The 22,731-nt window shown below is 57.6% G+C and carries 19 protein-coding genes, 1 tRNA gene and 1 pseudogene; 10 read left to right on the top strand and 11 right to left on the bottom strand.

All coding sequences use genetic code 11. The features are described 5' to 3' along the window. Nucleotides 1–40: 40 nt before the first annotated feature. The 6 genes from A0U92_RS02975 to A0U92_RS03000 form a co-directional block, all read right to left on the bottom strand. Nucleotides 41–126 (bottom strand) — tRNA-Leu (locus A0U92_RS02975). Between the two features lie 61 nt (nt 127–187). Next, complete coding sequence (locus A0U92_RS02980; RefSeq protein WP_077811938.1) at nt 188–922, bottom strand: M48 family metallopeptidase; 735 nt, start codon at nt 920–922, stop codon at nt 188–190. Next, nucleotides 919–1,386 carry a YcgN family cysteine cluster protein gene (locus A0U92_RS02985; protein WP_077811939.1) on the bottom strand — a complete coding sequence of 156 codons (468 nt, stop codon included), beginning with the start codon at nt 1,384–1,386 and terminating at the stop codon, nt 919–921. The genes A0U92_RS02980 and A0U92_RS02985 overlap by 4 nt, the downstream gene beginning before the upstream one ends. A gap of 88 nt (nt 1,387–1,474) precedes the next feature. Beyond that, nucleotides 1,475–1,945: a hypothetical protein gene (locus A0U92_RS02990; RefSeq protein ID WP_077811940.1), complete on the bottom strand. Its 471-nt coding sequence runs from the start codon at nt 1,943–1,945 to the stop codon at nt 1,475–1,477. A 12-nt stretch (nt 1,946–1,957) separates the two neighbouring features. Next, nucleotides 1,958–2,956, bottom strand: a complete 999-nt coding sequence (locus A0U92_RS02995; RefSeq protein ID WP_236748243.1) for an extracellular solute-binding protein — start codon at nt 2,954–2,956, stop codon at nt 1,958–1,960. A gap of 109 nt (nt 2,957–3,065) precedes the next feature. Beyond that, nucleotides 3,066–4,181, bottom strand: a complete 1,116-nt coding sequence (locus A0U92_RS03000; RefSeq protein ID WP_077814215.1) for an ABC transporter ATP-binding protein — start codon at nt 4,179–4,181, stop codon at nt 3,066–3,068. Between the two features lie 104 nt (nt 4,182–4,285). On the opposite strand from A0U92_RS03000, the gene A0U92_RS03005 reads away from it, so the two are divergent. From A0U92_RS03005 to acs, 8 genes are all read left to right on the top strand, one after another. Next, entirely contained in the window at nt 4,286–4,567 is a 282-nt protein-coding gene (locus A0U92_RS03005) for a hypothetical protein (RefSeq protein ID WP_077811941.1), read from the top strand. A gap of 168 nt (nt 4,568–4,735) precedes the next feature. Then, nucleotides 4,736–5,143, top strand: a complete 408-nt coding sequence (locus tag A0U92_RS03010) for a hypothetical protein (protein ID WP_077811942.1) — start codon at nt 4,736–4,738, stop codon at nt 5,141–5,143. Nucleotides 5,144–5,383: 240 nt separating this feature from the next. Beyond that, nucleotides 5,384–6,586 carry an acyltransferase family protein gene (locus A0U92_RS03015; protein WP_187668847.1) on the top strand — a complete coding sequence of 401 codons (1,203 nt, stop codon included), beginning with the start codon at nt 5,384–5,386 and terminating at the stop codon, nt 6,584–6,586. A gap of 165 nt (nt 6,587–6,751) precedes the next feature. Continuing rightward, the gene (locus tag A0U92_RS03020) at nt 6,752–7,702 is read left to right on the top strand and encodes a tetratricopeptide repeat protein (protein WP_236748244.1); all 951 of its coding nucleotides are present in this window, start codon (nt 6,752–6,754) and stop codon (nt 7,700–7,702) included. Between the two features lie 115 nt (nt 7,703–7,817). After that, nucleotides 7,818–8,291, top strand: a complete 474-nt coding sequence (locus A0U92_RS03025; protein ID WP_077811943.1) for a nuclear transport factor 2 family protein — start codon at nt 7,818–7,820, stop codon at nt 8,289–8,291. A 119-nt stretch (nt 8,292–8,410) separates the two neighbouring features. After that, entirely contained in the window at nt 8,411–9,433 is a 1,023-nt protein-coding gene (locus tag A0U92_RS03030) for an NAD(P)/FAD-dependent oxidoreductase (protein ID WP_187668908.1), read from the top strand. Between the two features lie 153 nt (nt 9,434–9,586). Further along, nucleotides 9,587–10,741, top strand: coding sequence for an alanine racemase (gene alr / locus A0U92_RS03035; RefSeq protein ID WP_077811945.1), 1,155 nt, complete (start codon nt 9,587–9,589; stop codon nt 10,739–10,741). 243 nt (nt 10,742–10,984) lie between these two features. After that, on the top strand, nt 10,985–12,883 hold the full coding sequence (gene acs / locus A0U92_RS03040) for an acetate--CoA ligase (RefSeq protein ID WP_077811946.1): 1,899 nt from the start codon (nt 10,985–10,987) through the stop codon (nt 12,881–12,883). A gap of 115 nt (nt 12,884–12,998) precedes the next feature. Here the strand turns inward: acs and A0U92_RS03045 are convergent, their stop codons facing one another. Next, the gene (locus A0U92_RS03045; RefSeq protein WP_077811947.1) at nt 12,999–13,691 is read right to left on the bottom strand and encodes a GntR family transcriptional regulator; all 693 of its coding nucleotides are present in this window, start codon (nt 13,689–13,691) and stop codon (nt 12,999–13,001) included. Between the two features lie 251 nt (nt 13,692–13,942). On the opposite strand from A0U92_RS03045, the gene putA reads away from it, so the two are divergent. Then, nucleotides 13,943–17,593, top strand: coding sequence for a bifunctional proline dehydrogenase/L-glutamate gamma-semialdehyde dehydrogenase PutA (gene putA / locus A0U92_RS03050; protein WP_077811948.1), 3,651 nt, complete (start codon nt 13,943–13,945; stop codon nt 17,591–17,593). 298 nt (nt 17,594–17,891) lie between these two features. Continuing rightward, on the top strand, nt 17,892–18,491 hold the full coding sequence (gene wrbA / locus A0U92_RS03055; RefSeq protein ID WP_077811949.1) for an NAD(P)H:quinone oxidoreductase: 600 nt from the start codon (nt 17,892–17,894) through the stop codon (nt 18,489–18,491). 20 nt (nt 18,492–18,511) lie between these two features. On the opposite strand, the pseudogene A0U92_RS18490 reads toward wrbA, so the two are convergent. The 4 genes and pseudogenes from A0U92_RS18490 to A0U92_RS03075 form a co-directional block, all read right to left on the bottom strand. Continuing rightward, a pseudogene (locus A0U92_RS18490) lies at nt 18,512–18,820 on the bottom strand (hypothetical protein); the annotation flags it as partial. A 105-nt stretch (nt 18,821–18,925) separates the two neighbouring features. Next, nucleotides 18,926–19,677 (bottom strand): IS5 family transposase gene (locus A0U92_RS03065; RefSeq protein ID WP_149026522.1). Its coding sequence is split into 2 segments (ribosomal slippage): nt 18,926–19,341 and nt 19,341–19,677, totalling 753 coding nucleotides; the frame shifts between segments, so codons are not numbered across the junction. A gap of 357 nt (nt 19,678–20,034) precedes the next feature. Further along, nucleotides 20,035–21,288, bottom strand: a complete 1,254-nt coding sequence (locus A0U92_RS03070) for an arsenic transporter (RefSeq protein WP_077811950.1) — start codon at nt 21,286–21,288, stop codon at nt 20,035–20,037. Then, nucleotides 21,285–22,544, bottom strand: coding sequence for an MFS transporter (locus A0U92_RS03075; protein WP_077811951.1), 1,260 nt, complete (start codon nt 22,542–22,544; stop codon nt 21,285–21,287). Before A0U92_RS03075 ends, A0U92_RS03070 begins: the two co-directional genes overlap by 4 nt. Between the last annotated feature and the right edge of the window lie 187 nt (nt 22,545–22,731).

A 22,731-nucleotide genomic window follows, 5' to 3' on the forward strand; every position in this document is an offset into this window, starting at 1 on the left:
TGTGAAACCATAAAAGCCAATTAAATCAATGTGTTATCAGTGGTGCGAACTGCGGGACTCGAACCCGCACGCCCTTACGGACTCGAGATTTTAAGTCTCGTGCGTCTACCATTCCGCCAAGTTCGCGTTGGTGCGGGTTTCTAGCATGTCACAAAGTGATCGGTAAGAGCCTTCTTGAGTGTGTCCGTCAGGCCGCGCGCATGAGAGCGGGACCATGATTTTTGAGCCAGAGTTCGGCTTCGTTCCGGGTGAGACACATCTGATCGACGAGCGCCCAGAAGTGGGCGCTGTGATTATGATGTTTCAGATGCGCAAGCTCGTGCAGGATGACGTAATCCTGCACAAAAGACGGCGCCATGATGAGACGCCAGTTCAACATGATCCGACCTGCCGTACTGCAGCTTCCCCAGCGGGAAACCGCATCGCGCATGGCGAATGTCCGGGGAGCAAGGCCGGTGCGTCCGGAGAGTTCCAGCAAGCGCTGGCCCAGATGTTTATAGGCCAGTGTCTGAAGAAAATCACGAACCCGGCGCGCAAGAAAATCGGCGTCGCCACTGACGTGCAGTGTGTGATCCGCATCGATCCAGACACCCCCTCGTTCCTCCGGTGTGTGGCGGACGGTGTGTGGCACGCCATTGACGGGGATGAGGCTGCTGGAGGTGAAGCAGATGGCTGCTGGTCGCTGCTGCAGCTGCCGGACGATCCAGTCGTGATGAGCGTTGAGAAGCGACAGGCCGGTTTGTGGTGGGACACGCGGCGGCAGTGTGACGATTATGCTGTCGCCTGCGCGTGACAGGCGGAGGGACAGACGTCTTGCTCGCGCCGAACGCCGCCACGTTACCGGAAAAGGGCCGGAAGGAAGCAGGATGCTGTCAGGGAGAGCATCTTCAGGGCTGGTGGGTCGTGGGACCCGGGGTGTCATTCTGCTGGCTCATCCGCCGGATCGAGTGCTGGCCACGCGACGACGTAATCTTCAAGATTGCCAGCTTTTCGCTCACTGACGCAGCGATCACCCGCAGATGCTCCCGCTTCGCGGACACTGTCCGGGTTTCCTGTGATCAGCGGATGCCATTCAGGAAGTGGCAGGCCATCCGACAGCCGCTTGTAGGCGCAGGTCGGTGGAAGCCAGTCGATGGTTTCCAGCATGGGAGCCGTCAGGGTGATGCAATCCTGCACTTTGCGGTGACGTCCAGAGTAGTCGATGCAGCGGCATGTGTGGGTGTCGAGCAGGCGGCAGGCGACGTTTGTATAGTGGAGACTGCCGTCATCCTCATCGCGCAGCTTGTGCAGACAGCAACGCCCGCAGCCGTCGCAAAGGGATTCCCACTCCTCGGTGGTCATCTGGTCGAGGGATTTGGTTTCCCAGAAGGGGATGTCGATGGTCATGACGAAAGATACCCGCAACACGTCGTCGGGGGAAGACACACGGAGTTCACCGGTGGCTCGGCAGGGCCGCGACTCTGAAACTTGCCGGTCAGAGGCCAGCCTGAGGACGCCACAGCATGGCGAACGTCATGATGACGGCAAGCAGGGCCGTCGCGACGCTTCCCAGAATCAGTCGCCGGCGAAGAAGTGGCAGCCACAGCAAGGCAACCCGGCGGAACCAGTCTGCGCCAAGAGAGCGCGCCGTGCGCAGCACATCCGGCTGGGCATTGACCAGAGCGCCGAGGAGCGGGAGCGTCAGAGAGGGGCTGATGAGAAATCCCTGAATGACGGACAGGAGCGTGGGGATGGGTTCACGCGGGAATAAAGCTGACGACAGAACGAGCGATGGAAGCCAGAACGCGACGATGATGTCCGGGATCCAGAAGGCGATCATCAGAAAATACCAGATCCTGGCGCGGGATGTGGCCAGACATAAAGCCGTCATCAACACGGCTGAAATGAAGGTGATGCAGGCGTGCGTCGCGATGACGCCTGGGGGGAAATCAGAAAGAGGGATCATGTCGTCACCATATCAGTGCTGACTGAGCCACTGGTCGAAGCGGGCTTTGATCGCAGGGAAATTCATGCGCCAGAAATCGACATTCAGAGGAAATGCTGGCGGCAATGTTCCTACACGCGGCTGCGCCGAGGCTGGTGCCGAAGTGATCAGTTGCGCATTGAGAGCGCTCTGCTGCTCGGATGCGGTGGCCCATGTCGCAAGAGCCAGTGCGGACGTCAGGTCTCTGGTCCCGTTGGCGGGGATCACCCAGTCGTAATTGACGCGTAGAAGAGGAAACCAGAGATTCCTGAATCGCGGAGTCGGCAGGCCGATATTGGCGACCGTCACTTCGCTGGTTGGTGTGACGCTCATTAACGCAGCACCCTTTGTGAGGATGTGCATGGCTTCAGCGGGTGAAGTCCACCAGACAATATAGGGCCGTAATTGAGCAAGGCGCCTGAAGGCTCGGTCGAGACCGGCGGAGGACCCCAGCGTGCTGTAGATGGCGTCAGGCGGAACGCCATCGGCGAGGAGGGCGATTTCCAGCGTGATGCGAGGATCGGCGCGCAGGCCACGTTTGCCCGGATGCCGTGCAACGTCCCAGAAATCTCTCCAGGTTGGTGTATCGGAAAAGCGGGAACTGTCCCAGGAAAGAGCATAATCCAGCGAAAGCGCAGGCACGCCACAGCGGGCAGGATCGGCGTTGCTGCTCTCCGACGCGGTGGCCGGAAACGGCAGAAAGAGACCTTGGGCGCACCCTGTCTCGGCGGCGTCGTCTTCTATGAGCACGAGGGACCAGTTCTGCTTGCCTGACCGGAGCTGGCTGTAATTTGCTTCTGTCAGGTCGGTCCAGAGCGTCGTTTTGATCTTCTGATGGGTCAGCTGAGAAAAAGGTTTCCAGACAACGCCGTTCAGCGTGGCGTTCAGCGAGCCGGCAGGTGTTGCAACGACAAGGGGCCGCAGACCGACACGCCTGACATGGGTGGCGGCTTCTGCTCTCTGGAAAAAACAGCACATGAAGAGCAGAGTCACCAGTCCGGCCAAAAGGCGGCAGGGCCCTGTGCGGAGCCGGTGCGGCTCACCCGTGCTCGGTGAAGAAGAAAACAAATTACGCCCTTGGGTTGCTTAGACTGCTATCAGACTAGCCTTCTTTGTCCTGTGACGGAAAGACCACAGCAGCCGAAGGCCCCCAGGCCAGCAGAACTGTCTGTCCGGAAGCGACGCCAGGCGGGAGGGAGCCTGCCGGTCGATGGACAATGACTTCCGTGCTGTCTGCGAGTCGCACCCGGAGCACAAACAGGTCTCCCAAATTCCGGATCTCACTCAGAGTGGCCGGAAGGCTGCCGTTTGTATCGTCTGCATTGACAGGCCCCCGTGGGAACATCAGGGCGATCCTGCCAGGCCGGATGCACAGCTCCACGAGATCACCTTCTGACACGTCTCCTTCAGCAAGACCTTCCATCGTGCCGCCACACGCGAGGCGCGTCTGCACGATGTCATCCTCGACCGTGATGGCCAGCCCGGTAAGACGGTTGGCGTCCGTCATGGCGACGGCGAGGCGTGGGGAGGCAGGGCGTTCCATCAGCTCGGTGGCCGGGCCGATCTGCAAAAGAGCGCCATCGGCAATGACGCCAATACGATTGGCCGCGGTCAGTGCGTCGGCGCGGTCACGGGTCAGAAGCAGAAAGCTTGTGTCTCGCGCCCTTCGCAGCCGAAGGATGCGTTGATGGATGTCCGCGCGGGTTTCGCTGTCCAGTCCGGCGAAAATATCTTCCAGAATGATGATGGCAGGGTCCGTGGCCAGTGCTCTGGCCAGTTGCGCGCGCAGTCGCTCAGAAGCCGTCAGAGATGACGGGAAGGCGTCGGCCTGCTGTTCCAGTCCGAGAAGCGCCAGAAGCTGGACTGTTTTATGCGCTGCCTGATCCTGCGGTCGCTTCCCTGCCCGAAGGGGAAACGCAAGATTATTCCGAACGGACAGGTGAGCAAAAAGCGGGTCTCGTGCTCCAACGACAGCAAGGCCACGCTGACCGGCTGGTCGGCGTGAGACATTCTGTCCAAGGAGGGTCAGGTGCGCGTTCCCGGAATGGCGGTGTCCGCTCAGGATGTCTGAGAGTGTTCCCAGCGCTTCTCCTGAATCATTCAGCATGAGGAGCGCCAGATATTCTCCGGTATGCAGGGTGAAGGAAAAAGCCGGACTATCCGAAGTGAGGCTGATAGTATCCACTGTCAGTGTGGCTGAATAATTGCGTAATGTCATGGTGACAGGGAACCACAACCTGAGCAGAGAGTTAAGGTTGTTGTTGATTCCGGACCGCCGGAGACAAGGCTGACATTCCTGTCAGCAAACAGGAGCGAATGATTATGTCTGCAGACAAGATCAAGAAACAGGCAGCTACTGCAGTTGATGAGGCTTCGACGACAGCGCGCGATGAACTGGAAGCGCTGAAAAGTCAGCTGGAACACTTTCTTAATGCCCATGTCGTTCCGCCGATTTCAGATGCGGCGAATGCGGCCGTCACCAATGCCCGCGAGATCGCGGAACATCAGAAAACAACGGTTGCGACCAGTGTCAGCGCCAAGCCCTTTCTTTCCATAGCAATCTCTTTTGTGGCCGGATTTGTCCTCGGACGCCTGTCGCGTTAATGTTCCGTCTCAGGAACCTGTCGTCACGGTGCCTGAGGTCTGATACAGAGTTTACCTTCTTGTGAAGTGTTCTGCTCCTGCCTCGGTTGCTCTTGGGACGAGGCAGGGCTCATAACAGGACGCCGGTTCATCCTCGATGCCGGCTTATGTGAGGTAGACGGGGATCCAATGCACTTTTTCGATGTCGGCAAGTCCGCGGCCCAGGCCGAAGTTCAGCTTCTTCAGCAGAAGGCGATGCGGATCGGACGTCAGGTAGCTTTGCTGCTGGTTGCAGCGCTCCTTGGCTTTTTCTCACTGATTACCGGACATGCGCTGCTCTGGGCCATTTTCCGTTACGAATTCGGCTTTGGGCCGGTGCTCTCGCCCGCTCTGGTCTTCTTTACCGACGTCTTCCTGGCTCTGGTCTTTGCTTTCTTCGGGCGACGATCCTATTTGTATCCCGCTGAAGTGGAAGCTCATCTCAATCGTGATCGTCGCTTGAACGAGCTGCGGCAGTCCCTCAATCTGTTGTCATTGGCAACCGTTTTCGCCGGACCGCTGGGCCGCTTTATTGGTGCGAAATTACGGAGACGGTAACGGATCTTTTTTCTGATGAAAGGCGGGCTATGTGGCCCGCTTTTTTTATGAAACCGTCTTTTAAAATATATATTGAACAATAATTATATCCATATTCCATAAATAGTTAATGTGATGTATTTTTCGAAAAATGACATTCATCTAATTAAATAAAAAAATAATACCATTGCCTTGACGTTTGTATATGTCGCTATATGCAAATGATATTAACAAACTATGTCTTTATGCGGTGGCCATGCTATGGCGGAAATGATTTTGGAAAGAAAAAACGTTCCATCAGTTCAAAAAACAGATGTGGAATTAAAAAAGCAAGCATCGGGTCATTTTCTACCGCGCATTATCCCCGCTTTAACGGGTATTCGTGGAGCCGCGGCATTGGGGATAGCCGTGCATCATATGCTGCCCCCCATGCTCAAAAGTCTGAATATTCACTCGCTTGACCATTCGGTGATTGTGGAAAACGGCTTTCGTAGCGTTGATCTTTTCTTTATTCTGTCTGGTTTTATTCTCATGCTAACGCATGGTGACGAGTTCCGGACAGGAAACCTGTTAACGCTAAAAAGATTCTTTATTCTGCGATTTGTTCGTGTCTATCCTCTTCATATTGTAATAATGTTCCTTATTGTCCCGATTGTTTTATTGTTTCCAGATTTTGTTCATTGGTCTCGAACTTATAGTTCACCGGAATTTGCCTATAAAGTGCATAATTTTTCGTGGCCGGGGTTTGTGCAGAGTCTCCTGCTTGTGCAGACCTGGACTGTCGTCAAACTCGGTGAATGGAATGGCCCTTCGTGGTCTCTCAGCGCCGAAGTTCTGGGTTACCTGCTGTTTCCATGCCTGGCATGGGGACTGCTTTACCTGAAAAAACCTGCTGTTTTGCACGGGTTGGCCGGATGTATTCTGGCTGGTGAATGTGTACTGCTTGCAGTGACCCATCATGCCTACAACAACCCCAGCGGAACAATGGGGGCAGTGCGTATGCTCGGCGGTTTCGGGGCGGGAATGGCGCTGGGTCGCGCCGTTCTTGCCGCCGGGCCGCTGGTGGGGAGGCGCGCAAGCCTTGTGACATGGGGGAGCCTCGGCTTTGTTGTCTGCACGCTGGCGTTTCCCGAACTGTCACCTGTAATGGTATTTGGGTTTGCATGGTTGCTGTTCGGTCTGGCGTATCAGCAGGATGCGGTGGGGCGGTTACTGGGGAGTCGCATTTTTCTGTGGTTGGGAATACTCTCTTTTCCTTTTTACATGGTTCATTTCATCCTGTTCAAGGTCTTCATGTGGGGCATTGAGCCTGAGATTCTGCATTCAGGGACAGCAGAAATATTGCTGGCGTGGGGATGTCTGTTTCTCATCATGATTTTCTGTACTGTGTTGCTGCATAAAGGAGTGGAGCGGCCTTCCCATCGCTTGGCGAGACGCTTGGCCGGCCCCCGGATCTCGTCGTAATCCCCACCCGCTGTCCCATGCGGCAAGGCGGTCTGCTGTGTGCCGGGATGCTGTTCTGCTGAAATGGGCGTGATCAAGATGTGGCGTAAATTTCTGGCCAGGCTAAAACGCACACCCGAAATCAAAAGACATATAGAGCAGGCCCGTAAAGGATCTGTCACGGCCATGTTTGCTGTGGGCAAAGCCTACCTTCACGGAAAAGAAGACGTGGCGCCTCATGCGGGTCACGCTGTCTGGTGGATGGAGAGGGCCGCCAGAGGGGGTCATCAAGAGGCCTGTGTACAGGCGGCCCGTCTGGCATGGGACGGCTTCCTGCCGGATGAGCGGGCTCTGGGACCGGCGGCAAGAACGGCGCCTCGCAAAGACGACGCCCTGATGTTCGCCCGGCTTGGACATCAGCGAGGCGATCCTGAAGCCTCGCTCTTTCTCGTCTGGCTTCTGGACGCCGTCAAAATGAAGGCGGAGGCAGAGCGCCATGAGGCGTTGCAGGCGGCGGCGGAAAAAGGTTTGCCTCTGGCGCTGGTCGGACTGGCGGATATCGAAGCACGTTCCGGTGCGTCCGCCGAGCACGTCATGGATCTGCTGTCGATTCCACTCGAGGCAAATCTTGGTATTGCTCACCATATGGTTTCAACATGGTACGGGCAGGGGACATTGCTGGCTCAGAATGAACAAAAGGCCCGGCATCATCTGGAGATTGCTGCGGGCGCCGGATACGTTCCGGCCATGGGGCTCCTTGGAGAGTGTCTGATGGTGGAAAATCATCGTCAGATTGAGGGAGAAGAGCGTGATGAGAACAGGGAGCGGTTGCGTCGTCTGACGCGAGGCGAGAGTCTGTTGCGCAAGGCTGCGATCAGTAATGGAAGAGCGGCCTGTGTGCTTGGGGATTACTGGTCGCGTATTGCTGAAACGTCCGATATGCAGCAGTCCATTCAGTGGTACGAGAAATCGGTCTCTCTGGGGTTCGTGGGGGCTTTATTCATGTCAGCACGTCTCGTTCTGGAAGGTCGTTCCGATCACATGACGCAGCAGGAAGCGTGGAGCCGGCTGGAGCGGGCAGCCGTGGCCGGTCATGCGGGAGCTAAAGAGATCTTGTCAAAAAGATCATTGTGCTGAAAATGCTTTTTCAGACGTTATCTACACCCTGAATGTCTTCACGGTGACTGAAAGGGCTGTTGTGCTTTCTCAGGCACCTCAAGCCAGATCTCTCTTTGATTCAGGATCATACATTATGCAACAGATCCGTCCACCGTGCCCGCCTTTCCTGACCGCAGCCGACGCCGCCAGAAAGGTTCGGCTGGCGGAAGACGCGTGGAACAGTCGTGACCCTGAAAAGGTGGCGTTGGCCTACACGGCTGACAGCATCTGGAGGAACCGGATAAATTTTCTGGAAGGACGTGAGAAAATCATCGAATTTCTGGAAAAGAAATGGAGGCGGGAACAGGAGTATCGTCTGATCAAGGAACTGTGGGCGTTTCACGAAAATCGTATAGCCGTGCGGTTTGTCTATGAGTGGCACGATGACCAGCAGAACTGGTTCCGGTCCTATGGCAATGAGTTATGGGAATTTGACGGTTTCGGGTTGATGCAATGGCGTGTCGCCAGCATCAACGACATGCCGATTGCAGAAAGCAAACGCCGGTTTTTCTGGCCGCAGGGACGCCGTCCCGACGAGCATCCGGGTCTGACGGAACTGGGGCTGTAGTTGCACTGCAAGGTGGTGCACGGTCTGGTGCTGCGCTTATCGGAAGCGTGAATGTTGCCTCCCGCCGCTGGCTGGCGCACAACGTCCACAGCGATAGTCAGCAGGAGGAACGCGGTCGCATGTCAGGCGCCACAGTCAGCACGGATGTTGTTATCATTGGCGCGGGTCCAACCGGACTGTTCGCCGCATTTCAGTGCAGCATGCTCAAGATGAGCTGTGTTCTGGTGGATGCGCTGGATGAGATCGGTGGCCAGTGTGTGGCGCTTTATCCCGAAAAGCCGATTTACGATATTCCCGCCTGCCCGGCGATCGAAGGCGGCGAACTGATCGAGAAACTGTCCGAGCAGATCGAGCCCTTCTCCATTCCCAGACTGCTCGGGAGGCGGGTCGAGCGACTGACGGGTTCCGCCGGGGATTTTCGTCTGGAAACCGGCAAGGGTGATGTGATCCATGCGAAAGCCGTGGTCATCGCGGCGGGTGCCGGCGCGTTTGGACCAAACAGGCCCCCGCTTGCAGGGCTTGAGGATTACGAAACGACGGGTGCGGTGCGTTACAGCGTTCGTCGCAAAGCCGATTTCGAAGGCAGGAGTCTGGTGATCGCGGGAGGCGGTGATTCCGCCATCGACTGGGCCCTGTCGCTCTCCCGCGTCGCTCGCAAAATCTATCTGGTTCATCGGCGTGACAAATTTCGCGCTGCTCCGGAGAGCCTGAGTCAGCTTGAGGAAGCGATTGCCAGCGGTGTGGTGGAAAAGATCACGCCCTATCAGCTCAAAGCGTTGCAGGGGACAGACGGCAAGCTGACAGGTGTGGATGTCGCCACGCTGGAAGGGGCAGTGAAAACACTGGAAGCCGAGCATCTGCTGGCCTTCTTCGGACTCGCCACCGATCTCGGGCCGATCGCGCAATGGGGTATCGACCAGACGCGCTCGACGATCCCGGTTACGCCGTCATCCTGCCAGACCTCCCTGTCAGGCGTGTACGCCATTGGCGACATTGCCACCTACCCGGGCAAGCTGAAACTGATTCTGCAGGGCTTCAGTGAAGCGGCCATGGCGGCGCACGCCATTTACGCCATCGTCCATCCGGATCAGGCGCTTCATTTCGAATACTCAACGAGCAAGGGTGTGCCCGGCTCTGCCTGAAACAGTCTTTTGCAGTCAGGCGCGGGAGGATTTGCTGAGAAGGAAAGCGTGTTTGCGGGCATTCTTTCTCCGGTAATCTGTTTCCATCCGGTTATCTGATGCTCTAGTCTTGATATCCGGAAGCGAAACGGGCGGTAATGGGGGCGTGTGACGATGGACGTAGCAGCGCAATGGGCTGGCGGCATTCTGAATATCGATCTTCAGGCTGTCGCGAAGAATTATCGCACGCTGTGTCAGGTCATTCAGCGACCGGACCAGACATCGGGTCCACACCCGATCTGCGCCGCCGCCGTGAAAGCGGACGCCTACGGACTTGATGCTTCTCTCGTCGCGCCTGTCCTTGAGGATGCCGGTTGTCGGCATTTTTTTGTCGCGCATCTTGCCGAAGGCGTGGCGCTGAGACCCTCTGTCAAAAACCCTCAGTCTTCCATCCTGGTGCTCCATGGGCCACCTCCCGGCACGGCGCGCGACCTGCATGAGGCCGGACTGGTGCCGGTCATCAACAGCATGGAGCAGTTGGCGGAGTGGCGTGCGTTGGGGCGGGTATTGGAACGCCGTCTTCCCGCTGTGTTGCAGGTTGATTCCGGTATGGCCCGGTTTGGCATGAATGCCGGAGAGGTCGCGAAGATCGCGGCGGACCCGGCGCTTCTTGATGGCATCAGGACGATGCTGGTGATGAGCCACCTTGCCTGCGCCGACACGCCCGAAGTTTCGAGTAACCAGGCGCAACTGGAAGCATTCCGGCATCTCAGCGCCTCCCTGCCGGATGCGCCGCGTAGTCTGGCGGCTTCCTCGGGCATCTTTCTTGGTCCGGACTGGCACTTTGATCTCGTCCGGCCCGGGGCCGCCCTGTATGGCGTCAATCCGACACCGGGGAAACCCAGTCCCGTCAGTCCTGTCATCCGCCTGCAGGCGAGGGTCATCCAGACCCGCGCGGTCCCGAGAGGGCAGGCGGTGGGATATGGCGGTGGTTTCGTTGCGCGTCGCCCCAGCCGGATCGCCTTGCTCGGCATCGGATATGGCGACGGATTTCTGCGCAGTATTTCCAATCAGGGTACGGCCATACTGCCATCTCAGCCCGATGTCCCGCTGCCGGTCATCGGACGCGTTTCAATGGACTCGCTTGCCGTCGACATCACGGATCTTGAGGACGGTCGGGTCAGGGCAGGGGAACTGATCGACCTGATCGGGCCGTATAACACGCTGGACGCTGCGGCGACTGCGGCAGGAACGATCGGTTACGAATTTTTGACCGACCTCGGCAGACGTTATCATCGCACCTATACGAGAAACGATCCATTGGTGTGAAAATGATCCGGTTACTGGAAAACTGACGGTTTTCTGAGAGTAAATAGGGTCTGTTTTTGTGGCGTATATGGATTTACAAGATTTTCAATCCTGTAAATATGTGCCGAAAAAGCCTCAGTTTTCTGCGGACTCTGTGGTCAGGATAATATTTTACTTGTTGAGAAGAGGGTAACCGGCCACTCTTATTTCAGTGGTGGTTTCTTTGCTGCATTCAGGCCCCTCAAAAAAGAAGAAGACTGTTCCATGTTGTCCACGCCTCGTTTGACCCCCGAATCTTACAAGCGTTTGGTTGAAAGCGCCCGCAACGATCCGGAAGCTTTCTGGCTTAGAGAAAGCCGTCGCCTGGAGTGGTCCGCTCTGCCGATAGTTGCTGTCGATACGGGCGAGGGATGGTTTGCTGACGGCAGGCTCAATGCCAGCGTGAACTGTCTCGATCGTCATCTGACCGCACGCGGTGATCAGACGGCGATCATCTGGCAGGGTGAGGAGGACAGCAATGTCCTGCGCCTGACCTATCGGGAACTCCATGCCCGCGTCTGTGCTCTGGCCAATATTCTGCGGGAGAGTGGCGTAAAGCGCGGGGATCGCGTGGCGATCCATCTGCCTGCCGTGGTGGAGGGCATCATCGCCATGCAGGCCTGCGCCCGGATCGGCGCGATGCATATCGTCCTGTTCGGCGGCTTTTCGGCTGAAGCCATTGCCGACCGTCTGGCTGACAGTGGGGCCGTTGTCGTGATTACAGCCAATGTCGGGCGGCGTGGTGCGAAACGGATTCCGTTCAAGACCACGATGGACGCGGCCATCGCCTTGCGTGGCGAGACTTCAACGGTCCGGCGTGTGCTGGTGGTCGAGGTGACGGATGACGCGGTGCCATTGACAGAAGGGCGTGATGCGCTGCTGACGCCTCTGCTGGAAACGGCTTCAACGACCTGTGAGCCGGAAGCGATGAACGCGACCGACCCGCTGTTTCTGCTTTACACGTCCGGCAGCACCGGCAAGCCCAAAGGCATTGTTCACGGCACGGGTGGCTATCTCACATGGGCGTCCTATACCCATGAACTCATTTTCAATCACCAGCAGGGCGACGTGTTCTGGTGCACAGCCGATATTGGCTGGATCACGGGACATACCTATGTGTCCTATGGGCCGCTCGCCAACGGGGCGACCCTGCTGGTGTTCGAGGGTATGCCGTCCCACCCCACGCCGGGTCGCTGGTGGGATGTCATCCAGAAACACGGTGTTACGACGTTCTACACCTCGCCAACTGCCATCCGGGCATTGATGAGCGAAGGGAACGACATCCCTGCCGCTTATGATCTGTCGAGCCTTCGGGTGCTGGGGTCTGTCGGCGAGCCCATCAATCACGAGGCCTGGACATGGTTCCATGATGTGATCGGCGCAGGTCGGTGCGAACTGGTTGACACCTGGTGGCAGACGGAAACCGGTGGCGCGATGATTTCGCTGGTGCCGTACGCCGTCGAGCCCCGTCCTGCTTCAGCCACACTCCCGCTGCCCGGGGTCAACCCTGTGCTGCTGGATGAAAAGGGAACGCCGCTGGAGGGGGCTGTTGAAGGCATCCTGTGCATTGATGGTTCATGGCCGGGGCGCGCCCTGACCATCTGGAATGATGATACCCTGTTCCAGACGACCTATCTCAGACCCTATCCCGGCCATTATTTTACGGGTGATGGCGCCCGCCGTGACGCGGATGGGTATTACTGGATTACGGGCCGCGTGGATGACGTGATCAACGTGTCCGGCCATCGTATCGGTTCGGCGGAAATCGAAGACGCCATTTCGGAAATTCACGATATTTCCGAAAGCTCGGCAGTGGGTGTTCCTCACGACATCAAGGGGCAGGGCCTTGTGGTCTATATCGTGCCTCATGAAGGACTGAGCGAAGAACAGACGTCAGGGCTGAAGGATCAGGTCGTCAGGACGATTGCCAGCAAGGTGGGGCGTTATGCCGTGCCGGAGGCAGTCTATGTCGTGCCGGATCTGCCAAAGACACGCTCCGGCAAGAATGTCCGGAGGCTCATGCGCAAGATTGCCTATGGCGAGACGCAAGGGTTTGGCGATCTCTCGACACTGGCCAATCCGGGGATCGTGGACGATCTGATCAGGATTGTTGGGAAGGCGTGATTTTATGCCGGGCGGAGCGTCACTCTGCCCTTTTCTCCCAAGCCTTCGAAACAAACGGGATCAAAAGGATCGCATCCCTTTGTGAGATCTGGGGCAAAGCCCCGTAAAACCGTAGTTATTTGACTGTGGCTTCCTCGGCGACCTGCCTGCGGAAAACATCCACTGAAATGGTGGCGGCTTCCAGAATGTGTTCCCGGGTCAACCGGGCGCACAGTTCCGCGTCACGGGCGCGGCAGGCGTCGAGAATGGCCTTGTGCTCACGGTCCGTGATGGCCTTGCGGCCTTCGATCACCAGATGACCGCGAATATAGCGATCAAGCTTGATGTGAAGGTCTTCGATCATCTCCAGCAGGCGCGGGCGTCTCGCGGCGGCGTAAATGGCGTTATGGAACGCCCTGTTCAGGCTGCCGGAATGGGCCACACCATCCTGCACAAACGCTTCATAGGCATCTTCGACATGGGCGAGGTCCACGCGCGTCATGTTGCGTACACCCTCCAGCGCGGCCTGTTCTTCCAGCAGGGCGCGGATGCGGGAATATTCGATGATGTCTTCCTCATCGAGACCAATGACCACCGCTCCGCGATTGGGGAGGCAGGTGACGAATCCTTCAGCTTCCAGTCGCTTGAGCGCTTCGCGGACGGGAATGATGCTGACGCCAAAGCCATTGGCGAGTTCCGATTGCGGAAGCGCCTGACCTGTCTGGATGATATCCGCAAGAATGGCGTTTCGCAGGGCGATGCAGATCGTTTCAGCTGCGGTGCCATGCGCGATGGTTTCTACACTGGCAAAAAGTCGGGTCGGCAGCATTTCGACGGGATTCCGGTCATGGGGAATTGTGTGAGGAGAAAGCTATCATACCACAATCGTAATGTTTGGTCAGGTCTCAATCCGGGAGGTCGGAGGAGACCATCCAGGTGCGGAGCATAATGATAATATAATATATTGCAGTTATTATATTTCTATGACATGGGAGAAATTATCATTGTGATACCGCAACCAGATGAGTCAGCATCACACGCAGGCTGACATTCTGGCCGGCCTTTTGGAATGTCGGTCCCATGCCAATAACGCGCTCTTCTGATTCAGCACCTGTTTCAGATTTTCCGTCTCTGCCGCCGCTGAGAAAGGCCATTATCAATGCCTTTCGCCAGCCTGAAGCGATATGTGTCGAGGCTCTGACACCCGCTGCGACTCTGACGGATGAACAGAACGCCGCCGCGACCGGCATCGCGTCCCGTCTCACGGAGACCCTGCGCGCCCGCCGGAATCCGGGACTGGTCGAAACACTGGTGCAGGAATTCTCCCTGTCCACGGTGGAAGGTGTGGCGCTGATGTGTCTCGCCGAGGCTTTGCTGCGTATTCCTGATACGGCGACACGCGATGCGTTGATTCAGGACAAGATCGGGGAGAGCGACTGGCTCTCCCATGTGGCGCGCGGCAAGCCGATGTTCGCCAATGCAGCGGCGTGGGGGCTGGCGCTGACTGGCCGGCTCATGGGCGAGCATGACGAGAAACGCCTGTCCGGCGCACTCATGGGTTTTGTCGAGCGCAGTTCGATGCCGGTGGTCCGCAAGGCCGTTGATGCCGCCATGCGTCTGATGGGCGAGCAGTTCGTGCTGGGACAGACCATCGAGCAGGCTCGCAGGAACAGCCAGAAGCTGGAAGATCTGGGGTTCAGCTATTCCTACGACATGCTGGGTGAGGCTGCCTACACCGCCGCTGATGCCGAGCGTTACCGGCAGGATTACATCAAGGCGATCGACGTGATCGGGGGCAGCGCCAGTGGTGCGAATGTTTACGAACGCCCCGGTATCTCCATCAAGCTGTCGGCGCTGCATCCCCGTTATTCCCGTGCCCAGCGCGACCGGGTGATGAACGAACTTCTGCCAATCGTGCAGGATCTTGTTCTGCGCGCCCGGCGTTATGACATCGGGATCAATATCGACGCCGAGGAAACCGAACGCCTCGATCTGTCACTCGATATTCTGGAAGCGCTCTGCGCCACGCCGGGGCTGGAAGGCTGGAACGGGATAGGGTTTGTGGTGCAGGCTTACGGAAAACGTGCGCCTTACGCTCTCGACTTCATCATTGACCTTGCACGCCGGACGAATCACCGCATCATGGTGCGTCTGGTAAAGGGCGCTTACTGGGACAGCGAGATCAAGAAAGCGCAGGTTGAAGGGCTGAGCGACTTTCCGGTCTATACCCGCAAGTGCCACACCGACATCAGCTACATTGCCTGCGCCCGCAAGCTGCTTGACGCCCGCGATGCTATCTTCCCCCAGTTCGCCTCGCACAATGCCCGCACAATGGCGACCATCTACACACTGGCCGGTCCGGACTTTCATGTCGGTTCCTACGAGTTTCAGTGTCTGCACGGTATGGGTGAGCCGCTTTACCGTCAGGTGGTCGGCGCAGACAAATTGAATCGTCCGGCCCGTATTTATGCACCAGTAGGCACACACAAGACCCTGCTGGCCTATCTTGTGCGGCGCCTGCTGGAAAATGGCGCAAATTCATCCTTTGTGAATCAGATCGGCGACAGCGCCATTCCGGTCACCCGACTGGTTGAAGATCCGATTGAAGTCGCTCGACGCTACACGCCGTACGGCGCACCTCATTCGGAAATTCGCAAGCCGGCTGACCTGTTTGCACCAGAGCGGACAAACTCGGCGGGTGTCGATCTGGCCGACGAGCACGTTCTGTCCGAACTGGATGCGGGCATCCGCGCCGCGCCCCGCACGCTGGACGCTGGTCCGTTTGTCTCGGGCAGGACGATCACCACGGGCGCGAAGCAGAATGTGACCAATCCGGCTGATCGCCGTGATGTTGTCGGATCGATCGTCTGGGCGACGCCGGAAGTGGTGACACAGGCTGTCGATGCCGCCGTGAAAGGTCAGACGGACTGGGCGAACAGGAGCTCTGCCGACCGTGCGGCCATTCTTGCAAAAGCTGCTGATATTCTCGAAGAGCGTCATCCCGCGCTCATGGCTCTTCTTGGTCGGGAAGCAGGGAAATCCCTGCCGAACTCGGTGGCTGAAGTGCGCGAGGCTGTCGATTTCCTGCGCTATTATGGTGCGACTATCGAGCGTGATTTCAGCAACGATACGCACAGGCCGCTGGGTGTGGTGACCTGCATCAGCCCGTGGAACTTCCCTCTGGCGATCTTCCTGGGACAGGTCTCCGCGGCTCTTGCGGCGGGCAATGCGGTGCTCGCGAAACCGGCTGAAGAAACGCCCCTGATAGCAGCCGAGGCCGTGAAGATCATGCACGAAGCAGGCGTGCCTGTGGATGTGCTGCATCTCCTGCCGGGTGAAGGAGATGTCGGAGCGGCTGCTGTTGCTGACGAGCGTGTGATGGGCGTGATGTTCACCGGTTCGACCATGGTGGCGCAGCTTATCAACCGTCAGCTTGAAGGACGTCGGACCGCCACAGGTCAGCCGGTTCCGTTTGTTGCTGAAACAGGCGGTCAGAATGCGATGATCGTCGACTCCTCCGCTCTGGCGGAACAGGTGGTGGTCGATGTGCTGGCGTCCGCTTTTGACAGTGCTGGTCAGCGTTGTTCGGCTTTGCGTGTCCTCTGTGTGCAGGAAGACTGCGCCGACCATGTCCTGACCATGCTGCGGGGCGCGATGGACGAACTGCGGATCGGGAATCCGGCGGAACTGTCCTGCGATGTCGGGCCGGTCATCACCGAGGAAGCCGCATCAGGAATCACGAAACACATTGAGATGTTCCGTAAGCGTAAGGCTCCGGTCACCTCATTGAATCTGCCTGCCGAGTGTGCGAATGGCAGCTTTGTTCCGCCAACCCTGATCGAAGTCCACAGTCTTCGTGAGATCGGTCCGGAAGTTTTCGGTCCTGTTCTGCATGTTGTGCGTTATCAGCGTGATCGGCTTGATGACCTGCTGAATGACATCAATGGCACCGGGTATGGTCTGACCTTCGGACTGCATACGCGTCTGGATTCCACGGTGAAGCATGTGCTGTCGCGGATTGATGCAGGAAATCTCTATGTCAATCGCAATACCATTGGTGCGGTGGTCGGCGTGCAGCCGTTCGGTGGACGTGGCCTGTCAGGAACGGGACCGAAAGCAGGCGGTCCGCTGATCCTGCGGCGCCTGCTGGCAGAAGTTCCTGCCATTGAAAAAGCAGGCGTCAGTCAGGTGACATCGGAAAAGACGATGTGGACGGACTGGCTGTGCGGCCGTGGCGATGTGCGGGCCCAGACGGTTTCCCGGGACTGCTCAGGCCGTTCGCTGTTCGGTGAAGAGCGCGTCCTGCCGGGGCCGGTCGGTGAACAGAACCTGTATCGTCTGACGGCGCGCGGCGCGGTGCTGTGTATTCCCGTGACCCAGGAAGGACTGTTTGACCAGATTTCACTCGCTCTTTCGGGAGGCAACGAGGTGCTGATCCTCGCGCCTGCCGACCTGACGGGATGGATCGAGACGCTGCCGTTCAGGCTGAAACCCTTTATCCGTCTTGTCGAAAGCGCAACAGCTGAACCGTGCGCGGTTCTGCTGGGCGAGGAGGATAATGCTGTCTTCCGTCAGGCACGCGAGGCACTGGCGGCGGGCAATGGGCCAATTGTCCCGGCTTATCTGACAGGGACATCTCTCCCGCATTCTGAAAGCGTGCTGGAGGAGCAGTCCCGCAGCATCAACACGACGGCGGCAGGCGGAAACGCCAGCCTGATGACGCTGGGGTAAAAAGCAGCTCGCAATAACTCAATCGAAGGATAAAGAAGTTTTTGGTTGCTGCTTTTTTTTGAAGTCGCCGCCTCGAAGCTTTTTGAAAAAAGCTGCACCAAAAACTTTCACTGTTGATGAAGGCGCTCGGAAGGCCCTTGATCTCGTTCCGAGACAAAAGCGAAAAACCGGAAACGCTGCGCTTCCGGTTTTTCTCTGGTCGTGAATGAACGGCAGGATATGGTGCAGGACTGAAAGCGTCGGAAGGATCAGAGGCCGGTCGGGTCGCCTGAGACCGACTTACTGACAGGTGATCGCCATGACCAAAGTTCTCGTTCTTTATTATTCCTCCTATGGCCATATCGAAACCATGGCGCATGCAGTGGCTGAAGGCGTGCGTGCTGCGGGAGCAGATGCCGTTGTAAAGCGGGTGCCTGAACTGGTGCCTGAAGAGGTGGCGAAGAACAGCCATTTCAAGCTGGAGCAGGCCGCTCCCATCGCCACCACTGCGGAACTGGTAGACTATGACGCCATCATCGTCGGCGCACCGACACGTTTCGGTCGTCTTCCGTCCCAGATGGCGAATTTCTGGGACCAGACCGGCGGTCTGTGGGCAAAGGGCGCGCTGCTCGGGAAAGTTGGCGCAGCGTTTACGTCAACAGCCAGTCAGCACGGTGGTCAGGAAACCACACTCTACTCCATTCTGAGCAACCTGATTCACCATGGTATGGTGATCACAGGCCTCCCGTACAGCTTTCAGGGGCAGTTGACGGTGGATGAGGTGGCGGGCGGTTCGCCCTACGGCGCGACCACGATTGCTTCAGGGGATGGTTCACGTCAGCCGAGCGTCATCGAACTGGATGGTGCAAAGTATCTGGGTGGACATGTTGCCGGTATCGCATCCAAACTGCGCGGATAACGGTTGAAGATCGAGCCGGGTATGACCGATGTCTTGAGGGCATGCATATAAGCACTGTTGCGCGACCCTTCCTTCCAGCCCCGACGCTTGAGGTAAACGTCGCCGAAGTTCCGGCCATCATCCCAGTCCTGCCCGAGAAAATCCTCGAAAGCACAGATCCGCAACGTCATGGCGACGTCAGGACCGATCATCTCCGCCAGATCTTCGAAGGTGATGTCACCGCCTTCCAGCACGGGGCCGATGTGATCGCCAAGCACGTCGCCGAAACGGTCCTGCCAGTCTTCCTGATTGAGATATCGGCTCAGTTCGGTTAGAGCATCTTCACGTATTTGAATGCGTGCATTCAAATACGTGAAGATGCTCGTAAAAACAATAACCTAGAGCATATCCACCGAACTGGTTTTCGATGGATATGCTCTAGGACGGATCGACATTCAGGTCATCCAGATCATGGCTGAGGCGAGGTGAACGAAGCCGAGGAAATGGATGGTGCGTCGATCATATCTGGTAGCGAAGCGTCGGAAGTGCTTGAGGCGGTTGAAGCGCCGCTCGATACGATTACGTAGCCTGTAGGCGATGGCATCGTGGGAGATGATAATCTTGCGGGTCGGGTTACAAGGAATGACGGCTTCTGCACCCATCTGAGCGATGAGGGTACGTAACGCATTGCTGTCATAGGCTTTGTCGGCAATGACGGCAGCCCCCTCCTGACCCGCGAGCTGGGCCGGCGCCTGGGTGACGTCGCCAACCTGACCAGCCGTGACCACGAAGCACAGCGGGCGGCCCAGCGCATCGGCCAGCATATGAATCTTGGTCGTCAGACCACCTCGAGAACGCCCCAGCGCCTGATCTTTGGCCCCCCTTTTCCGCTCGCGGCCTGCTGATGGGTGCGAACGATGGTTGAATCGAGCATCAGATACTGATTGTTCCGATCGGCCGTCAGCGTCTCGAAAACCTTTTCCCACACCCCGGCATGGCACCATCGGCTGAACCGACGATGTACCGTCTTCCATTTGCCATACCGCTCAGGCAGGTCTTTCCAATGCGCGCCGGAGCGCAGAACCCAAAGACAGCCATTCACGAACATGCGGTTATCCGTCCCGCTACGGCCTGCATCACCGACCTTGCCGGGTAGCAAAGGCGCAATCCTCTGCCATTGCACCTCGGTCAACTCGTAACGCTTGATCCCCATCCCACGCTCCGTGCTCCAACACGGTGCTCTATGAATCACTCATTCCAAAAAAAGGGAATCCTGAATGTCGATCGGTCCTAGTTCATCTGCGGCCATGATTGCTCCTGCATCTCCTGAGAGGGACAGCAGAGGGACAGACGGTCCTGAGTCGGTGAGGTCGATCATACCCTCAAACAGACGATAGGGCGTCCCCTTGCCGCTTTCACGCCCTATGAATACATCTGCAAGATCCGGACTTCAGAGCCAGAAAGATTCATCATCAACCCAACCCATCAAAGCCCGGGACTAAACAGCTAATGTGCCAAGCATGTGCTTGAAAACGTTGTTTCCATGGAACCATGAATGCAAATCTCATCCCATAAGCAGTCGCGCGCCGAGGGCTGTAAACAGCGCCAAAGGCATGGCGACAGCACCTACCTTGAGAAATTGCAGGAACCCGACATCCTCGCCGCCCCGGCGGATCACCTGAAGCCACAGGATTGTGGCCAGCGATCCGGTAACAGACAGGTTTGGCCCGAGATCCACGCCGATCAGAAGATTATCGACGATAAGGCGTGGCGGATGGGCCTGCGCTACTGCTTCGCTCGCGATCAGCCCTGCTGGCAGATTGTTCATGAGGTTTGAGACAAAGGCCAGAAGGGAGCCGGAACCGAGAGCCGCTGCCGTGGGATCAGACTGGGCCGCACGCTGAAGCATCCGTGCGATTGCCCCGATCAGCCCGGTGCTGTCGATAGCTTCCACAAGAACGAACAATCCCGCCACGAGAGGCAGGACGCCCCATGAGATCTCTTTTACCAACACCAATGGCGAGCGCCGGGATAAAACAGATACACCAAGAGCCGTTGCGATACCGGCCAACGCGGTAGGCAGACCAAGAGGGCGATCAAAAGCGGAAATCGTGACAAGCAGGACTGCCGTCAGCACGATCCCGGCAAGGGCCGCTCTTCCGCCCACAGTCAGGCGCATCGGCTCAACCTGAGATGCACACTCCTGTCTGAGATGTTTGCGCTCAACCAGACGGAGGACCAGATAGGTCGTCACGATTGCCATCAACGACGGTAGCGCGAAGGATGCCATCCATGATCCCAGAGCCGGGAGAGCGCCATCGTAAAGAACCAGATTGGCCGGATTGGAAACCGGCAGAACAAAGCTGGCGGCATTGGCGATGAGCGCACAGGCGAACAGCAGGGGAAGAGGGTCTGCTTTTGCTCTGGTCGCAACCGCAAGCACCGCAGGTGTCAGCACGACTGCCGTCGCATCATTGGACATGAATGTCGTCACCACGACACCCGCCAGATAGACAAGCGTGAACAGTCTGGTCGTTGATCCCGCAGCATGATTGACCGCCCATGTGGCAACCCAGTCAAACAGACCGTTCGCCTGCGCTGTTTCACTCAAAAGCATCATACCCGTCAGGAAGAGATAGACATCTCCGCCTTTCAGGATCCCTGCTCCCGCCATGGAAACGGGAATCAGACCCGTCACGACAAGAAGCCCTGCTCCGATCACCGCCCATACCCACTCGGGAACCCGAAACGGCCGGATAATGACTCCGGCCGTTGTCAGCGCTGCGATCGTCCAGATCGCCTCATGATGGAACATCATACGGGTGCACGGTCCGCGGAACGCATGACTGACGCTGAGAAAATCCACAGTCCCAACGACAGGATTGCAAAACAGCCTAGAGTGTAAAATGCGGTCGAATAACCGAGATCCTCGGCAAGCCAGCCTCCCAGCGCCGGTGAGAGACTTGCCCCGATACCTTGTGCCGTCATGACCACGCCTTGTCCCACATTGACCCGTCCTGTGCCGTTAAGAAGCCGGGCCACCAGTCCCGGAACGGCAACGCTCTGAAGTCCCGCGCCTATACCGTCCAGAAACTGCACGGGCCACACGCCCCAGTGCTCGATGAACGTGCCTGCAATCACGCCACGGAGCGGCAGGGCGGCAAATGAAATCAGCAGCACGATCCAGTATCCACGGCTCGCCACGAAACGCATGGCCAGAAGGCTGACGCCGATCATCACGGCCTGGGCCACCACCACAGTCATCGCCGTAAACATTGCGGGGTTACCTTTTCCCGCACTGACGACAGCCATACCGTAAAGCGGCAGCATCGCAGCATTGCCGAGATGAAAGAAACACAGACAGGCCGCGAGGATCAGGAGAGGTTTGTGTCGAAGAAACGACCTTATCCCTTCCGCCTTCCCGGCATCATGGCTGTTTCCGTCTTCCAGTCCTCGCGCTGCCTGATGGTCGATGGATTTCTCTGGAATCAGGAGCACGGCAGCGATAGCCAGCAGACCGAATGTGACTTCAAGAAAGAAAATCGCAGACAGGCCAAACGTCCAGCCGAGCCAGCCAGACAAACCGGCTCCCACCATATTGCCAGCGTGGTTCCAGGCCTGATTGCGGCCGATCTGCGCGTTGAAACCCTTCTGGCGAACAATCCCGAGCGTCATTCCGGCCATCAGGGGACCGATCCCCGCTCCGGCCAGCGCCGTGGCAAGCTGGCTGATGGTCACAACGAGGGTTGATTGTGAACTCAGCAACAGAAGCGAGGCTGAAATGGTGCATAACGCCGCGACAATGACAAACAGGTGTTTTTTCGTCGTCTGGTCGATGAGCGCGCCGGCAGGAATGGTGACCAGCATGCCGACAATACCACCAGCCGTCATGACAGATCCGATCGGTCCTGTCTGCCAGCCATGACGCTGGAGAAACACACCCAGGAAAGGACCAATCCCCGCCTGGACGTCAGCCATGAAAAAATTCAGGGCACATAATGAGAACAATGCGCGGTCTGACGGAGCGCCTTGCGCTCCCTCTGTCTTCAGGCCAGCCACAGAAGCATGCGTCATAGGGCTCTTTTCTCCAGATCGGAGAGCTAACTACATAGGAAGCAATAAGTTACAAGGACCCGTCAAAAATACCGATCCTGCAACATGCGAAGACGCGACGGCAATGGAACATCAGGAGAGCGCAAATCGCTGTTCAGAGAACTTGAAGCTTGTCGCTGGCGCGTGCCAAGCTGCATACCGCCCTTCC

Origin of the sequence: Acetobacter aceti, assembly GCF_002005445.1 — a bacterium.
GTDB lineage: Bacteria > Pseudomonadota > Alphaproteobacteria > Acetobacterales > Acetobacteraceae > Acetobacter > Acetobacter aceti_B.

Coding starts and splice junctions, on each gene's coding strand:
- A0U92_RS03020 (WP_236748244.1), top strand. CDS start 6,752: ATGTTTGCTGTGGGCAAAGCCTACCTTCACGGAAAAGAAGACGTGGCG.
- acs (WP_077811946.1), top strand. CDS start 10,985: ATGTTGTCCACGCCTCGTTTGACCCCCGAATCTTACAAGCGTTTGGTT.
- wrbA (WP_077811949.1), top strand. CDS start 17,892: ATGACCAAAGTTCTCGTTCTTTATTATTCCTCCTATGGCCATATCGAA.
- A0U92_RS03025 (WP_077811943.1), top strand. CDS start 7,818: ATGCAACAGATCCGTCCACCGTGCCCGCCTTTCCTGACCGCAGCCGAC.
- A0U92_RS02990 (WP_077811940.1), bottom strand. CDS start 1,945: ATGATCCCTCTTTCTGATTTCCCCCCAGGCGTCATCGCGACGCACGCC.
- A0U92_RS03000 (WP_077814215.1), bottom strand. CDS start 4,181: ATGACATTACGCAATTATTCAGCCACACTGACAGTGGATACTATCAGC.
- A0U92_RS03005 (WP_077811941.1), top strand. CDS start 4,286: ATGTCTGCAGACAAGATCAAGAAACAGGCAGCTACTGCAGTTGATGAG.
- alr (WP_077811945.1), top strand. CDS start 9,587: ATGGACGTAGCAGCGCAATGGGCTGGCGGCATTCTGAATATCGATCTT.
- putA (WP_077811948.1), top strand. CDS start 13,943: ATGCCAATAACGCGCTCTTCTGATTCAGCACCTGTTTCAGATTTTCCG.
- A0U92_RS03015 (WP_187668847.1), top strand. CDS start 5,384: ATGGCGGAAATGATTTTGGAAAGAAAAAACGTTCCATCAGTTCAAAAA.
- A0U92_RS03075 (WP_077811951.1), bottom strand. CDS start 22,544: ATGACGCATGCTTCTGTGGCTGGCCTGAAGACAGAGGGAGCGCAAGGC.
- A0U92_RS03030 (WP_187668908.1), top strand. CDS start 8,411: ATGTCAGGCGCCACAGTCAGCACGGATGTTGTTATCATTGGCGCGGGT.
- A0U92_RS02985 (WP_077811939.1), bottom strand. CDS start 1,386: ATGACCATCGACATCCCCTTCTGGGAAACCAAATCCCTCGACCAGATG.
- A0U92_RS03045 (WP_077811947.1), bottom strand. CDS start 13,691: ATGCTGCCGACCCGACTTTTTGCCAGTGTAGAAACCATCGCGCATGGC.
- A0U92_RS02980 (WP_077811938.1), bottom strand. CDS start 922: ATGACACCCCGGGTCCCACGACCCACCAGCCCTGAAGATGCTCTCCCT.
- A0U92_RS03070 (WP_077811950.1), bottom strand. CDS start 21,288: ATGATGTTCCATCATGAGGCGATCTGGACGATCGCAGCGCTGACAACG.
- A0U92_RS03010 (WP_077811942.1), top strand. CDS start 4,736: ATGCACTTTTTCGATGTCGGCAAGTCCGCGGCCCAGGCCGAAGTTCAG.